Genomic DNA, 15504 nt, shown 5'->3' with positions numbered 1-15504 from the left:
TTGCCGCACGTCAACATCGGCACCATCGGCCACGTTGACCACGGCAAGACGTCCCTCACGGCGGCCATCACCAAGGTGCTGGCGAAGACGGGCGGCGCGACGTTCCTCGCGTACGACCAGATCGACAAGGCCCCCGAGGAGCGCGAGCGCGGCATCACCATCTCCACGGCGCACGTGGAGTACAAGACGAAGAACCGGCACTACGCGCACGTGGACTGCCCGGGCCACGCCGACTACGTCAAGAACATGATCACGGGCGCGGCGCAGATGGACGGCGCCATCCTGGTGGTGTCGGCCGCGGACGGCCCGATGCCCCAGACGCGCGAGCACATCCTGCTCGCCCGCCAGGTGGGCGTGCCCTACATCGTGGTCTTCCTGAACAAGGTGGACCTGCTGGACGACCCCGAGCTGCGCGAGCTCGTGGAGATGGAAGTGCGCGACCTGCTCAAGAAGTACGAGTTCCCGGGCGACACCATTCCGATTGTTCCCGGCAGCGCCGTCAAGGCGCTCGAGGGCGACACCTCGGAGATTGGCGAGCCGGCCATCCTCAAGCTGATGGAGGCGGTGGACAGCTACATCCCCACCCCCCAGCGCGCCACGGACAAGCCCTTCCTGATGCCGGTGGAGGACGTGTTCTCCATCGCCGGCCGTGGAACGGTGGCCACCGGCCGCGTCGAGCGCGGCATCATCAAGGTGGGCGAGGAAGTGGAAGTGGTGGGTCTGCGCGCCACGCAGAAGACGGTGGTGACGGGCGTGGAGATGTTCCGCAAGCTGCTGGACGAGGGCCGGGCGGGCGACAACATCGGCGCGCTGGTGCGTGGTCTGAAGCGTGAGGACATGGAGCGGGGCCAGGTGCTGGCCAAGCCGGGTTCCATCACCCCGCACACCAAGTTCAAGGCGCAGATCTACGTGCTGAGCAAGGAAGAGGGGGGCCGCCACACCCCGTTCTTCAAGGGCTACCGTCCCCAGTTCTACTTCCGCACCACGGACGTGACGGGCACGGTGAAGCTGCCGGACAACGTGGAGATGGTGATGCCGGGCGACAACATCGCGATCGAGGTGGAGCTCATCACCCCGGTGGCGATGGAGAAGGAGCTGCGCTTCGCGGTTCGCGAGGGTGGCCGCACGGTGGGCGCCGGCGTCGTCGCCGAGATCATCGCCTAGTTGGCTGGTGGGCTTCTTGCCTGCCTCTCCTGTGAGTCAACTCCGAGGGGAAGCTGTTTCGCGCAGCTTTCCCTCGTGTTCATCGAGTCCAAGCCATGCCCAAGGGTAACCGCAGCATCATTTCGCTCGAGTGCACGACCTGCAAGGAGCGGAACTACTTCACGACCAAGAACAAGCGGAAGAGCCAGGACAAGCTCGAACTGAGCAAGTACTGCCCCCGCGAGCGCAAGCATACCGTCCATAAGGAAGGTAAAGTCTAGGTCGGCTGTTTCGTTCGGGTGTTCTCTAGGCCAGTAGCTCCAACGGTAGAGCAGCGGTCTCCAAATCCGCGTGTTGGGGGTTCGAATCCCTCCTGGCCTGCCAGTTGTTTAGTTGCAGGGACCCTCGGTACCCACGTACCGGGGGTTCCTGTGTTTTTCGATATCCAGTCGCACTCAGTCAGCGAGGAATCATGGCAGCGGCATCAGAGGCCAGCCAGCAGGCCAACCGTTCGGGAATGGATCCGAAGCGGCTCGTGGTCATCTTCTTCCTCATCGCGGGTCTCATCTTCGCGTTCTTCCTGGAGCACGTCTGCGGCCTCATCTGGGCGCGCCTGGGGTGGAGCGATCCCGTCATCATCGACGGTCTCGACTGGACGGTCTCGACGCTCCTGGGCTTCGTGATCGCCGCGGGGCTCGTGGTGGGGGCCTACGTGCACCCCAAGACGCACACGCTCTCGCTGGAGGTCGCCTCGGAGTTGATGAAGGTGACCTGGCCGTCCTGGGAGGAGACCAAGGCGTCGACCATGGCCGTCATCGTCGCGTCCATCGTCGCGGCGATCCTCCTCTTCGGCATCGACACCCTCGCCTACAACCTCATGGTCGAGTGGATTCCTGCCATCTGGGGGAAGTTGTAATGGCGATGAAATGGTACGTGGTCCACACCTACTCCAACTTCGAGAACCAGGCGAAGAAGAGCCTGGAAGAGCGCATCCGCCTCGAGAACCTGCAGGACCTGTTCGGCGAGATCCTGATCCCCATGGAGCAGGTCGTCGAGATGGTGAAGGGCGAGAAGAAGACCTCGCGGCGCAAGTTCTTCCCGGGCTACATCTTCGTGCAGATGGAGCTCAATGATCGCTCCTGGCACCTGGTGAAGAACACCCCGAAGATCACGGGCTTCCCCGGGGCGGCGCAGAACGAGCAGCCCACCCCCATCTCGGATGCCGAGGTGGCCCGGCTCACCTCGCAGATCTCCGAGGGGACGCTCAAGCCCAAGCCCAAGATGCAGTTCTCCGATGGCGACACCGTGCGCGTCATCGATGGCCCCTTCGCCAACTTCAATGGCACCGTGGAAGAGGTCAACGCGGAGAAGGGCCGCGTGAAGGTGCTGGTCAGCATCTTCGGTCGCGCCACGCCCGTGGAACTGGATTTCATGCAGGTGGAGAAGACCACCGGCTAGCAGTCTTCCCCGGTCGCTCACGCGCCGGGGATCCCCAGGGTGGGAGGCCCGCCTGTCAAGCGGACCGCGACAACCACCCATTCGAAAGGCAGTCGTCAGCCGATGAAGAAGGTCACAGGACAGGTCAAGCTGCAGATTCCCGCCGGCAAGGCGAACCCCGCTCCGCCGATCGGCCCCGCGCTCGGTCAGCAGGGCGTGAACATCATGGAGTTCTGCAAGCAGTTCAACGCCAAGACGCAGGCGGAGGCCAAGGAAGGTCTGATCATCCCGGTCATCATCACCGTGTATCAGGACCGCTCCTTCACCTTCATCCTGAAGACGCCTCCGGCGGCCGTGCTCATCAAGAAGGCGGCGGGCCTGCACACCGAGAAGAAGAAGGGCTCGGGCGCCAAGAAGCCGGGCAAGGAGAAGGTGGGGCAGATCACCCAGAAGCAGCTGGAGGAGATCGCCAAGAAGAAGCTCGAGGACACCACGGCTGGTTCCCTGGAGGCCTGCCAGCGCACCATCGCCGGCACCGCGCGCTCCATGGGCATCGAGATCGTCTAGTCCCCTCCACCTTCACCCTTTTGAATCAAGAGGATTTTCCCCATGCCTCAGTCCGGTAAGAAGTTCCGCGCCGCCGCCGAGAAGGTGGACCGCAACAAGCGTTACAACATCGCCGAGGGCTTCCAGGCCCTGAAGGAGACCACCACTCTCCGCGGCACCAAGTTCGATCAGACCGTCGAGGTCGCGCTCAACCTGGGCGTGGACCCGAAGCACGCGGACCAGATGGTCCGTGGCGCCGTGGTTCTTCCCCACGGTACGGGCGCCACCGTGCGCGTGGCCGTGTTCGCCAAGGGCGAGCGGGCCACCGACGCGGAGACCGCCGGGGCCGACGTGGTGGGCGGCGACGACCTCGCCAAGCGCATCGAGGGCGGCTTCCTCGACTTCGACACCGTCATCGCCACCCCGGACATGATGGGCGTGGTCGGCCGGCTCGGTAAGGTGCTCGGTCCTCGCGGCCTCATGCCCAACCCCAAGGTGGGCACGGTGACCATGGACGTGGCCAAGGCCGTGCGCGATGCCAAGGGCGGTAAGGTGGAGTTCCGCGCCGAGAAGGCCGGCATCATCCACGCCAAGCTCGGCAAGGCCTCGTTCCCCGCGGAGAAGCTCCAGGAGAACTTCAACACCCTGGTGGACCTGGTCATGAAGCTCAAGCCGGCCACCGCCAAGGGTGTCTACCTCAAGGGCGTGGCCATCTCCGCCACCATGAGCCCGGGCATCAAGATCGACACCACCGAGATCCTCGCCCGTCACCGGTAGTCAAAAGTAGGGCAGGGTGGTTGCGGAGTCCTGACGAGGGGGCGTGGCATCGGTTCACGAAGCCCGCCCCGTTGGTCCGCGACCACCCCCATCACAATTTGCTGGACGTTTTGCGAAGCCGCGGGTATAGCGCCCCGGCTTTTGCAATTGAAGCGCCACGTCGATGAGACGACGCGCTTCAGACATCCCTGGTCCCAGACAGCAGGGATCCGGAGCGGGGCGCGTGCTCTCCGTTGGCAACCGGGCAACCGGTCGGAGGCGCGGGCAGTCCACCGGGTTCAAACGGCTCACCCCGAGCCACCCTGCCGAGACTGGAGGTGCGGTGTGGTGCCTCTCGAGGCTCCTCTCGCTCTGCCACCCTGCGTGGCCCAGGTAATCCAGCCCACCCTCGGGTGGGCGTCGTGAGGAGGTGAAACCAAGTGATCAAGAGCGAGAAGGAAGAACTCATCAAGGAACTCAACGAGAAGTTTTCGCGGGCTCAGACCGCGATCGTCGCTGAGTTTTCCAAGCTGAACGTGGAGACGGTCACCAAGCTGCGCAAGAAGTTCCGCGACGGCAAGGTGGACTACAAGGTCCTGAAGAACACGCTGGCCAAGCGCGCCGCGAAGGGTACCCCGGTGGAGGTCATCGCCGAGGACTTCGTGGGTCCCGTGGCCATCGCCATCAGCTACGACGACGTCGTGGCCCCGGCGAAGATCCTCACGGACTTCATCAAGGATCTCGAGACCATCAAGGTCCGCAGCGCGTCCGTGCAGGGCCGCCGCGTCAACGCCGAGGGTGTCAAGGCCCTGGCGAAGATGCCCGGTCTGCCCGAGCTCCGCGCCCAGCTGCTCGGCATGCTCAACCAGCCGGCCGGCAAGCTCGTTCGCACCATCGCGGCCCCCGGTTCCCAGCTGGCCCGCGTGCTCCAGGCGAACGTGGACAAGCAGCAGCCCAAGTAACCGATTCCAGTAGCCAACCCACCGCACACCTCTGGTCCCGCTCGTTCCGGAAGGAAGAGGGGCCGTTACAAGTTGAAAGAAGGACATTCACATGGCTGACCTGAACACGATCATCGACCAGCTCTCCTCCCTGACGGTCATGGAGGCCGCCGAGCTCGTCAAGAAGCTCGAGGAGAAGTGGGGCGTTTCCGCCGCCGCCGTCGCCGTCGCCGCTGGCCCGGCCGCTGGCGCCGCCGCCGCCGCTCCCGCCGAGGAGAAGACGGAGTTCAACGTCGTGCTGGCCAACGCCGGCGCGAACAAGATCAACGTCATCAAGGAGATCCGCGCCATCACCGGCCTGGGCCTGAAGGAGGCCAAGGACCTGGTCGAGGGCGCTCCCAAGACCGTCAAGGAGGGCGTCAACAAGGACGACGCCAAGAAGATCAAGGACCAGCTCGTCGCCGCTGGTGCCACCGTCGAGATCAAGTAGTTTCGTCTCGGGCCGGCGACGGGTTTCGGGAAATTCCCGTCGCCTCCTGACCGGTTGAGCAGGCCGGCGTGCCCGGAAAGGGTGCGCCGGCTTTGCCCTTTCCGTATCTCTAAATTTCCCGCTGCCGCTGCGCGTTATCCAAGCTCGTCCCGCCCGAGCTTGCTCGCCCCGGAGTTTGAATGCCGACGCAGATCCAGAACAACTTCCGCGTGCGGAAGACCTTCGCGAAGATCGCGAAGACCATCGACATTCCCAATCTCATCAACATCCAGAAGCAGTCCTACGAGAAGTTCCTCCAGGCGGATATTCCGCCCGAGAAGCGTGAGGACCTCGGACTGCAGGGAGTATTCAAGTCGGTCTTCCCGATCCGCGACTTCAACGAGACGTCCTCGCTGGAGTTCGTCAGCTACCACCTCGAGAAGCCCAAGTACGACGTGGATGAGTGCCACCAGCGTGGCATGACCTATTCGGCGCCCATCAAGGTCGTCGTGCGCCTGGTCGTTTGGGACAAGGACGAGGAGACCGGCGCCCAGTCCATCCGGGACGTGAAGGAGCAGGAGGTCTACTTCGGCGAAATCCCGCTGATGACCCAGAACGGCACCTTCATCATCAACGGGACCGAGCGCGTGGTGGTCAGCCAGCTGCACCGCAGCCCGGGTGCCTTCTTCGACCACGACAAGGGCAAGAGCCACTCGTCCGGCAAGCTGCTCTACAACGCCCGCATCATCCCGTACCGCGGCTCGTGGATCGACTTCGAGTTCGACCACAAGGACATCCTCTACGTCCGCATCGACCGGCGCCGCAAGCTGCCGGCCACGGTGCTCATCCGCGCCCTGGGCGCGGTGCCCGACACGGCCAAGAAGAACCCTCTGGAGTTCCGCGGCTCCACCGAGGAGATGCTCAACTACTACTACGCCACGGAGACCATCTACCTCCAGGCGAACACCGAGTTCGAGAAGTCGGTGGAGTTGGAGCTGTTGCCCGGTCAGCGCGCCACGCGCGACATCAAGACGAAGACGGGCGACATCATCGTCAAGAAGAACCGCAAGTTCACCCGCGCCGCCATCAAGAAGCTCGAGGCGGCCAAGATGAAGACGCTCCCCATCGACGCGGACGAGCTCTTCACCAAGGTGTCCGCCTACGACGTGGTGGACGAGAACACCGGCGAGGTCATCCTCGAGTGCAACGAGGAGGTCTCCCAGGAGAAGGTGGACGAGCTCCTCAAGCGCGACATCAAGGAGTTCAAGGTCCTCTTCATCGACAACCTCAACGTGGGTCCCTACCTGCGTGAGACGTTGATGATGGACAAGATCGAGACCCCCGAGCAGGCGATCATGGAGATCTACCGCCGCCTGCGCCCGGGCGATCCTCCGACGCCCGAGACGGCCACCAACCTCTTCAGCAACCTGTTCTTCAACCCCGAGCGCTACGACCTGTCCAAGGTCGGCCGCCTCAAGCTGAACTTCAAGTTCGGCCTCGAGGAGCCGCTCGACGGGCAGATCCTCACCAAGCGCGACATCCTCGAGGTCATCCGCTACCTGGTGGACCTCAAGAACGGCAAGGGTGTGATCGACGACATCGATCACCTCGGCAACCGGCGCGTGCGCGCGGTGGGTGAGCTGCTGGAGAACCAGTACCGCATCGGTCTGGTACGCATGGAGCGGGCGATCAAGGAGCGCATGAGCCTCCAGGAGATCGAGACGCTCATGCCGCACGATCTCATCAACGCCAAGCCCGTGACGGCCGTCATCAAGGAGTTCTTCGGGTCCAGCCAGCTGTCGCAGTTCATGGACCAGACGAACCCCCTGTCCGAGGTCACCCACAAGCGGCGTCTGTCCGCGCTTGGGCCCGGCGGCCTCACCCGCGAGCGCGCGGGCTTCGAGGTGCGCGACGTGCACCCGACGCACTACGGCCGCATCTGCCCCATCGAGACGCCGGAAGGCCCGAACATCGGCCTCATCGCGTCGCTGTCCACCTACGCCCGCGTCAACGAGTTCGGCTTCGTCGAGACGCCGTACAAGAAGGTGGAGGCCGGCTCGGTGACCGGCGACGTGGCCTTCTACTCCGCGCTCGAGGAGGAGAAGCACACCATCGCCCAGGCCAACGCGGAGACGGACCCCAAGGGCAAGTTCATCAACGCCCTCGTGTCCTCGCGCCGCGGCGGTGAGTTCGTCCAGGCCAAGGCCGAGGACGTGGACCTGATGGACGTGTCGCCCAACCAGCTCGTGTCGGTGGCCGCCTCGCTCATCCCGTTCCTGGAGAACGACGACGCCAACCGCGCCCTCATGGGCTCGAACATGCAGCGACAGGCCGTGCCGCTCTTGCGCACCGCCGCTCCGCTCGTGGGCACCGGCATCGAGGCGATCGTCGCCCGCGACTCCGGCGTCACGTGCGTGGCCCGCCGTGACGGCATCGTGGAGAGCGTGGACGCCGGCCGCATCGTGGTGAAGGCCGACTCCGCCGCGGGCGCCTTCGACATCTCCAGCGAGGTCGACATCTACAACCTCCTGAAGTACCAGCGCTCCAACCAGAACACGTGCCTCAACCAGAAGCCCATCGTCCGCAAGGGCGACAAGGTGAAGAAGGGCGACGTGATCGCGGACGGACCCGCCACCGAGACGGGTGAGCTCGCGCTGGGCCAGAACGTGGTCGTCGCGTTCATGCCGTGGCAGGGCTACAACTTCGAGGACTCCATCCTCATCTCCGAGCGCATCCTCAAGGAGGACGTCTTCACGTCCATCCACATCGAGGAGTTCGAGTGCATCGCGCGCGACACCAAGCTCGGCAAGGAGGAGATCACCCGCGACATCCCGAACGTGGGTGAGGAGGCCCTCAAGGACCTCGACGAGAGCGGCATCATCCGCATTGGCGCCGAGGTGAAGCCCGGCGACGTGCTGGTGGGCAAGATCACTCCCAAGGGCGAGACCCAGCTCTCCCCCGAGGAGAAGCTCCTGCGCGCCATCTTCGGTGAGAAGGCCGGCGACGTGCGTGACAGCTCCCTGCGCGTGCCCCCGGGCGTCGTGGGCACCGTCATCAACGCCAAGGTCTTCAGCCGCAAGGGCGTGGAGAAGGACGAGCGCGCCAAGCAGATCGAGTCGATGGAGGAGGCCAAGCTCCTCAAGGACCAGAACGACGAGATCAAGGTCCTGCGCGACAGCGCCTACAACCGCATCCGCACCATGCTCCGGACGAAGGAAGTCCAGGGCAAGCTCGTGGATGACAAGGGCAAGATCCTGCTGAAGAAGGGCGACATCGTCACCGACGAGCTGCTCGCCACCGTGCCCTACAAGTACTGGACGGAGATCTCCGTCGGTGACCCGCTCGACGGCAAGCTGCGCGACATCCTGCGCAACCTCGAGGAGACCACCGAGGCCGTGAAGCTGGCCTTCGGTGAGAAGATCGCCCGCATCAAGAAGGGCGACGAGCTCCCGCCGGGCGTCATCAAGATGGTGAAGGTGTACGTCGCCATCAAGCGCAAGCTGGCCGTGGGCGACAAGATGGCCGGCCGCCACGGAAACAAGGGCGTGGTGTCGCGCGTGCTCCCCGAGGAGGATCTGCCGTTCCTCGAGGACGGCCGTCCCGTGGACATCGTGCTCAACCCGCTGGGCGTGCCCTCGCGCATGAACATCGGGCAGATCCTCGAGACGCACCTGGGCTGGGCCGCCAAGGGCGTGGGCGAGCAGCTGCAGCGCTACATCGACGAGAACTACAGCGGCGAGAACCTCAAGAAGCAGCTCAAGACGGTCTACGACGACGCGGCCTTCGGCCGGTTCGTGGACGGCCTGTCCGACGACGAGGTGAAGAGCCTGGCCCAGCGCCTCAAGAAGGGCATCCATGTCGCCACGCCGGTGTTCGACGGCGCGCGCGAGACGGAGATCCACTCGCTCTTCGACGAGGCCCGTCTGCCGCGCACCGGCCAGATGGTGCTCTTCGACGGCCGCACCGGTGAGCCGTTCGACCAGAACGTCACCGTGGGCGTCATGTACATGCTCAAGCTGCACCACCTGGTGGACGAGAAGATCCACGCCCGCTCCATCGGGCCCTACTCGCTCGTTACCCAGCAGCCCCTGGGCGGCAAGGCGCAGTTCGGCGGTCAGCGTCTGGGCGAGATGGAAGTCTGGGCCATGGAGGCCTACGGCGCCGCGTACACGCTCCAGGAGTTCCTCACCGTCAAGTCCGACGACGTGGTGGGCCGCACGCGCATGTACGAGGCCATCGTCAAGGGCGACAACGTCCTCGAGTCCGGTCTGCCCGAGTCGTTCAACGTGCTCCTCAAGGAGCTCCAGTCGCTCGCCCTGGACGTGGAGCTCTTGGAGAGCGCCCCGCCCGAGCGGCAGCGCTCGTTCTCGGGGGACTTCGGCGGCGGCGGCGACAGCGACGACCGCGTGAAGACCGGTACCGAGGCCTAGTTCAGCGTGCCTTCCCCCCGGCGCCCGCTCCCTGAGCGGGCGGGCGCTGGCGGGAGGGTGAAACGAATAAGCGCTCACGCGCTCCAAAGAAGTTCGGAGGCAACGTGAAGGACATTTTCAACTTCTTCGAGAAGCCGAAGGATCCGCTCTCGTTCAACGCCATCCGCATCGCGCTGGCGTCGCCGGATAAGATCCGCCAGTGGTCGCATGGCGAGGTGAAGAAGCCCGAGACGATCAACTACCGCACCTTCAAGCCGGAGCGGGACGGGCTGTTCTGCGCCCGCATCTTCGGACCGGTGAAGGACTACGAGTGCAACTGCGGCAAGTACAAGCGCATGAAGCACCGCGGCGTCGTGTGCGAGAAGTGCGGCGTGGAGGTCATCCAATCCAAGGTGCGCCGTGAGCGCCTGGGCCACATCACGCTCGCCACGCCCGTGGCGCACATCTGGTTCCTCAAGTCGCTGCCCTCGCGCATCGGCAACCTGCTCGACATCACGCTCAAGGAGCTCGAGAAGGTCCTGTACTGCGAGAGCTACATCATCATCGACCCCAAGGCGACGCCCCTGCAGAAGGGCGAACTCGTCAGCGAGGAGAAGCTCCACCGGCTCTACGAGGAGCACGGCGAGGAGTCCTTCAGCGCGGGCATGGGTGGTGAGGCCGTGCGCGAGATGCTCAAGGCCCTGGACGTCATCCGCCTGTCCGAGGACCTGCGCCGCGACATGCGCGAGACCAACTCGGAGGCCAAGAAGAAGAAGTACGCCAAGCGCCTCAAGGTCGCCGAGGCCTTCCGCATGTCGGGCAACAAGCCCGAGTGGATGATGCTCGACGTCATCCCCGTGATTCCGCCCGATCTGCGCCCCCTGGTGCCGCTCGATGGTGGCCGCTTCGCGACGTCGGACCTCAACGACCTGTACCGCCGCGTCATCAACCGCAACAACCGCCTCAAGCGGCTGCAGGAGCTCAACGCCCCGGACATCATCATCCGCAACGAGAAGCGGATGCTCCAGGAGGCGGTGGACGCGCTGTTTGACAACGGCCGCCGCGGCAAGACGATCACCGGCCCGAACAAGCGGCCGCTCAAGTCGCTCTCCGACATGCTCAAGGGCAAGCAGGGCCGGTTCCGTCAGAACCTGCTCGGCAAGCGCGTGGACTACTCGGGCCGCTCCGTCATCGTGGTGGGCCCCGAGCTGCGCCTGCACCAGTGCGGTCTGCCCAAGATCATGGCGCTCGAGCTCTTCAAGCCGTTCATCTACAACAAGCTCGAAGAGAAGGGCTACGTCACCACCATCAAGAGCGCCAAGAAGATGGTGGAGAAGGAGCGTCCCGAGGTGTGGGACATCCTCGAGGACGTCATCCGCGAGCACCCGGTGATGCTCAACCGCGCGCCCACGCTGCACCGCCTGGGCATGCAGGCCTTCGAGCCCGTGCTCATCGAGGGCAAGGCCATCCAACTGCACCCGCTCGTGTGCGCCGCGTTCAACGCGGACTTCGACGGTGACCAGATGGCCGTCCACGTGCCCCTGTCCATCGAGGCCCAGATGGAAGCGCGCGTGCTGATGATGTCGACGAACAACATCCTCAGCCCCGCCAACGGCAAGCCCATCATCGTCCCCACGCAGGACATGGTGCTCGGCATCTACTACATGACGCGCGCCCGTGAGTTCGCCCACGGCGAGGGCCGGGTGTTCGCCTCGCCCGACGAGGTTCGCGCCGCGTACGACCATGGCGAGGTGCACCTGCAGGCGAAGGTCGTCTGCCGCATCCTCGGCACGCGCAAGGAGACCACCGTCGGCCGCGTCCTGCTCTGGGACATCGTGCCGCGCAAGGTGGGCTTCGACGCCATCAACAAGGTGCTCGACAAGAAGTCGCTCGGTGGCCTCATCGACCTCTGCTACCGCCTCACCGGCGAGAAGGAGACGGTGCTGCTGGCCGATCGCATCCGGAGCCTCGGGTATACCAACGCCACGCGCGCCGGTATCTCCATCGCGCTCAAGGACATGATCATCCCCGCCAAGAAGCAGACCTTCCTGGAGTACGCGGGCAAGGAAGTGGCGGAGATCGAGAACCAGTACCTCGAGGGCCTCATCACCGACGGCGAGCGCTACAACAAGGTCATCGATATCTGGGCGGAGATCACCGAGAAGGTGGCCGCCGAGATGATGCAGCAGATCTCCCAGGAAGAGGCCGTGGGTGACAAGGACGGCAAGCGCGAGACGCGCAAGCAGCCGTCGTTCAATCCCATCTACATCATGGCCGACTCGGGTGCCCGCGGCAGCGCGCAGCAGATCCGCCAGCTCGCCGGTATGCGCGGCCTCATGGCCAAGCCCTCCGGTGAAATCATCGAGACGCCCATCACGGCCAACTTCCGTGAAGGCCTCTCCGTGCTCCAGTACTTCATCTCCACCCACGGCGCCCGCAAGGGTCTGGCGGACACGGCCCTCAAGACGGCCAACTCCGGCTACCTCACCCGCCGTCTCGTCGACGTGGCCCAGGACGCCATCATCAACGAGTACGACTGCGGCACCATGGACGGCCTGTTCATCGGCGCCCTCGTCGAGGGCGGGGAAATCATCGAGGCGCTCGGCGAGCGTATCCTCGGCCGCGTGGCCCTGGACGACATCCTCGATCCGGTGACCAACGACGTGCTCGTGCGCGCCAACGAGGAGATCGACGAGGACCGCGTCAAGAAGATCGAGAACAGCGGGTTGGATCGCGTGAAGATCCGCTCGGTGCTCACGTGCCAGGCCAAGCGCGGCATCTGCGTGGAGTGCTACGGCCGTGACCTGGCGCGCGGCCGCAAGGTGGCCGTGGGCGAGGCGGTGGGCGTCATCGCGGCGCAGTCCATCGGTGAGCCGGGTACCCAGCTCACGATGCGTACCTTCCACATCGGTGGTGCGGCGCAGCGGCGCGCCGAGCAGTCCAGCCTCGAGAACCGCAACGCCGGTACGGTGAAGTTCGCGGGCCTCAACACGGTGCAGAGGAAGGACGGCAGCCTCGTCGCGATGAACCGCAACGGCGAGCTCGTCATCGTCGACGAGAGCGGCCGCGAGCGCGAGCGCTACCAGGTCATCTACGGCGCGCGCATCCTCGTGAAGGAAGGCCAGAAGATCGAGGCCGGCATCCTCGTGGCCGAGTGGGACCCGTTCGCCATCCCCCTGCTCACCGAGGTGGGCGGCACCGTGCGCTTCGAGGACATCATCGAAGGCGTCACGATGAACGAGTCGCTCGACGAGGTGACGGGCCTCACGCGCAAGACGATCATCGAGTCCAAGGACCCCGACGCCCGTCCGCACATCACGCTGCGCGACGAGCAGGGCAACCTCAAGGACCTGGTGTCCTCCAAGGGCCAGGCGAGCTACTTCCTGCCGCAGGGCTCCATCATCACCGTCAACGACGGCGATGAGATCCACGCGGGCGAGGTCATCGCCAAGGTGCCTCGCGAGACCACCAAGACGAAGGACATCACGGGTGGTCTGCCGCGCGTCGCCGAGCTGTTCGAGGCGCGCAAGCCCAAGGACGCCGCGTCCATCGCCGAGATCGACGGCGTGGTCTCCTTCGGCAAGGACACCACGGGCAAGCGCAAGCTCATCATCACCCCCGAGGTGGCGGGTGAGCTGCGCACGGACCTCGCCAAGGAGTACCTGATCTCCAAGGGCAAGAACATCAGCGTGCACGCCGGCGACCGCGTCAAGGCCGGCGAGGCGCTCATGGATGGCTCGGCCAACCCGCACGACATCCTCAAGGTGCTCGGCGAGAAGGCGCTCGCGGGCTACCTCGTGGATGAGGTGCAGGAGGTCTACCGGCTGCAGGGCGTGAAGATCAACGACAAGCACATCGAGGTGATCGTCCGGCAGATGCTGCGCCGCGTGCGCGTCACCGACGTGGGCGACACCAGCTTCCTCGTCGACGAGCAGGTCGAGAAGTGGGTGTTCGAGGAGGAGAACGAGAAGGTCATGGCCAACGGTCAGCGTCCGGGCGTCGGTGAGCCCCTGCTGCTCGGCATCACCAAGGCCTCGCTCTCCACCGAGTCGTTCATCTCCGCGTCCTCCTTCCAGGAGACCACCAAGGTGCTCACCGAGGCCGCCATCAACGGCAAGGTGGACTACCTGCGCGGCCTCAAGGAGAACGTCATCATGGGCCGCCTCATCCCCGCCGGAACGGGCCTGCCCAACTACAAGCACCTCGACATCGAGGTGGAGAGCCCCGCCGACGAGATCTCCGAGATGGAGGCCGCCCTGGCCGCCACCCACGGCGACGATCTCGTGCCGCCCTTGTCCTCGGGCAGCCGCTCCGAGGGCTCCCAGAGCAGCGGGGCGGCCTAGCCCTCGCTCCTCGTCTCTCTGAAGGAAGTTTCAAGCCGCCACCCCGGTTTTCCCCGGGAGTGGCGGTTTTTTTATGACTTTCAACAGTTTTACAGCTTGACCCGTGTAAGCTGGTTGCACTAACTCGTAAAAACGATGGAGATCGACCCGTGCGCTTTCCGGGCGAACATCCAGCAGTGGTCGCAGCAAGCAGCTCGGCGAGCGTGAGCGGTGTTTCACACGATCGAGTGCCTGTTGGCTCGATCGCTCCTTACCCCCCCGCCGTCCTGGCCCCGGGTCGGGACGGCCATGCTGGAGAGTGTGTCATGGACAACGTGGAAATCCCCCAGAAGTACCCCCTGGCGGAGACGTTCGAGCGCGTGTGGAGCCAGGCCCTGCTGGCCGTATCTACCGCCGAGGACGAGGCCACGCGCTGTGCGCAGCGAGTGGCGGACCTGGCGGGCTGGAGCCAGGACGAGGTGGTGCGCCAGGGGCGGCTGTTGACGGACCGGTTGACGGGCCACCGCAAGGATCTCGAGCACAACGTGGAGGAGGGAGTTCGGCGCGCTCTGTCGGGCATCATGATTCCGCGCCGCGACCAGATCCAGGACATCGAGAGCCGGCTCATCCGACTGGCCGAGCGCATCGACGCCATGGGGCAGCGCAAGTGATGCCCCCCCCCTCGACCCGTCAGCGTTGGGCCGAGGGGCTGTTCCGCGGTTTGCACGCGCTGGGCGCCGGGTGTGGAAAGCTCCCCCTGGTGGCCGGGGTCGCCCTGGTGTTGTCCGCCCGCGCGGTGCCGCTGTTCACCCCTCCGGAGGCGCCCCTCGCGGCCGAGTCCTCCCGTTTCGAAGCAGCGCCTCCCGACGCGGCGCTCATCGACGCGGTGCTCGCCAAGCGTGCTCCGGAGTTGGGTCTCACCCTGCGGCGGCAGCTCGTGCACGCCATCGCCGAGGAGGCCGGCCAGGCGGGGTATGATCCGCTGCTCATCCTGGCGCTCATCGACGTGGAGTCGGACTTCACGGAAGAGGCCGTCTCCGACAAGGGGGCACGGGGGCTGATGCAGATCAAGCCCAGCACGTTGCACTTCCTCGCGGAGAAGCAGGGCTTGCGGCTGTCGCGCGAGGAGGTGGCCGCGGACCCCGCCCTGGGAGTGCGCCTGGGCATCCGCTACCTGCGTACGCTGCATGATCGCTTCGGGGAGCTGGATCTGGCCCTCATGGCCTACAATGCCGGCCCCACGCGCATCTGGCTGGCGAAGAAGGCGGGCGAGCTGGACACCTTCCGCCGCTATCCACGCCTGGTCCGCCGTGACTTCAGGCGTTTCCGGGAAGGGGAGGGGCTGGGCGGTGATTGGGCCATGGCCCAGAGGGAGCTCGAGGAGCCCTCGCCCGAGGTGAAGGGTCCTTAGTTAGCGCACGCGGCGGGGGCGCGTGCTTGTCCGTCCCGGATGGGTGCGCTATCGCTCTGTTCCAGGAGGA

General features: G+C 65.2%; 12 protein-coding genes and 1 tRNA gene. All 13 read left to right on the top strand.

Annotation, left to right across the window (positions count from 1 at the left end):
• The gene (gene tuf, locus D187_RS45560; RefSeq protein WP_020918724.1) at positions 1-1164 is read left to right on the top strand and encodes an elongation factor Tu; all 1164 of its coding nucleotides are present in this window, start codon (positions 1-3) and stop codon (positions 1162-1164) included.
• A gap of 95 nt (positions 1165-1259) precedes the next feature.
• Positions 1260-1424, top strand: coding sequence for a 50S ribosomal protein L33 (gene rpmG, locus D187_RS45555; protein WP_002628232.1), 165 nt, complete (start codon positions 1260-1262; stop codon positions 1422-1424).
• Positions 1425-1451: 27 nt separating this feature from the next.
• Positions 1452-1527: transfer RNA gene (locus D187_RS45550), tRNA-Trp, on the top strand.
• 88 nt (positions 1528-1615) lie between these two features.
• On the top strand, positions 1616-2059 hold the full coding sequence (gene secE, locus D187_RS45545) for a preprotein translocase subunit SecE (RefSeq protein ID WP_043435024.1): 444 nt from the start codon (positions 1616-1618) through the stop codon (positions 2057-2059).
• On the top strand, positions 2059-2601 hold the full coding sequence (nusG, locus tag D187_RS45540) for a transcription termination/antitermination protein NusG (protein WP_002628234.1): 543 nt from the start codon (positions 2059-2061) through the stop codon (positions 2599-2601). The genes secE and nusG overlap by 1 nt, the downstream gene beginning before the upstream one ends.
• Before the next feature lie 102 nt (positions 2602-2703).
• On the top strand, positions 2704-3147 hold the full coding sequence (gene rplK, locus D187_RS45535) for a 50S ribosomal protein L11 (protein WP_002628235.1): 444 nt from the start codon (positions 2704-2706) through the stop codon (positions 3145-3147).
• A gap of 42 nt (positions 3148-3189) precedes the next feature.
• The gene (gene rplA / locus D187_RS45530; RefSeq protein WP_002628236.1) at positions 3190-3903 is read left to right on the top strand and encodes a 50S ribosomal protein L1; all 714 of its coding nucleotides are present in this window, start codon (positions 3190-3192) and stop codon (positions 3901-3903) included.
• Positions 3904-4322: 419 nt separating this feature from the next.
• Positions 4323-4844 (top strand): 50S ribosomal protein L10, encoded by a 522-nt coding sequence (rplJ, locus tag D187_RS45525; RefSeq protein ID WP_002628237.1) that lies wholly within the window; start codon positions 4323-4325, stop codon positions 4842-4844.
• Between the two features lie 91 nt (positions 4845-4935).
• Complete coding sequence (gene rplL / locus D187_RS45520; RefSeq protein WP_020918723.1) at positions 4936-5313, top strand: 50S ribosomal protein L7/L12; 378 nt, start codon at positions 4936-4938, stop codon at positions 5311-5313.
• Between the two features lie 179 nt (positions 5314-5492).
• Positions 5493-9722 carry a DNA-directed RNA polymerase subunit beta gene (gene rpoB / locus D187_RS45515; RefSeq protein ID WP_002628239.1) on the top strand — a complete coding sequence of 1410 codons (4230 nt, stop codon included), beginning with the start codon at positions 5493-5495 and terminating at the stop codon, positions 9720-9722.
• Positions 9723-9826: 104 nt separating this feature from the next.
• Positions 9827-14044 (top strand): DNA-directed RNA polymerase subunit beta', encoded by a 4218-nt coding sequence (gene rpoC, locus D187_RS45510; protein WP_002628240.1) that lies wholly within the window; start codon positions 9827-9829, stop codon positions 14042-14044.
• Positions 14045-14349: 305 nt separating this feature from the next.
• On the top strand, positions 14350-14694 hold the full coding sequence (locus tag D187_RS45505; RefSeq protein ID WP_002628241.1) for a hypothetical protein: 345 nt from the start codon (positions 14350-14352) through the stop codon (positions 14692-14694).
• Positions 14694-15434 (top strand): lytic transglycosylase domain-containing protein, encoded by a 741-nt coding sequence (locus tag D187_RS45500; protein WP_043435019.1) that lies wholly within the window; start codon positions 14694-14696, stop codon positions 15432-15434. Before D187_RS45505 ends, D187_RS45500 begins: the two co-directional genes overlap by 1 nt.
• The last annotated feature ends 70 nt before the right edge of the window (positions 15435-15504 follow it).

This window comes from Cystobacter fuscus DSM 2262 (assembly GCF_000335475.2).
In the GTDB taxonomy this organism is placed as follows: Bacteria; Myxococcota; Myxococcia; order Myxococcales; family Myxococcaceae; genus Cystobacter; species Cystobacter fuscus.
The sequence above is the reverse complement of the archived record's forward strand: the minus strand, read 5'-3'. Positions and strand labels throughout refer to the sequence as shown.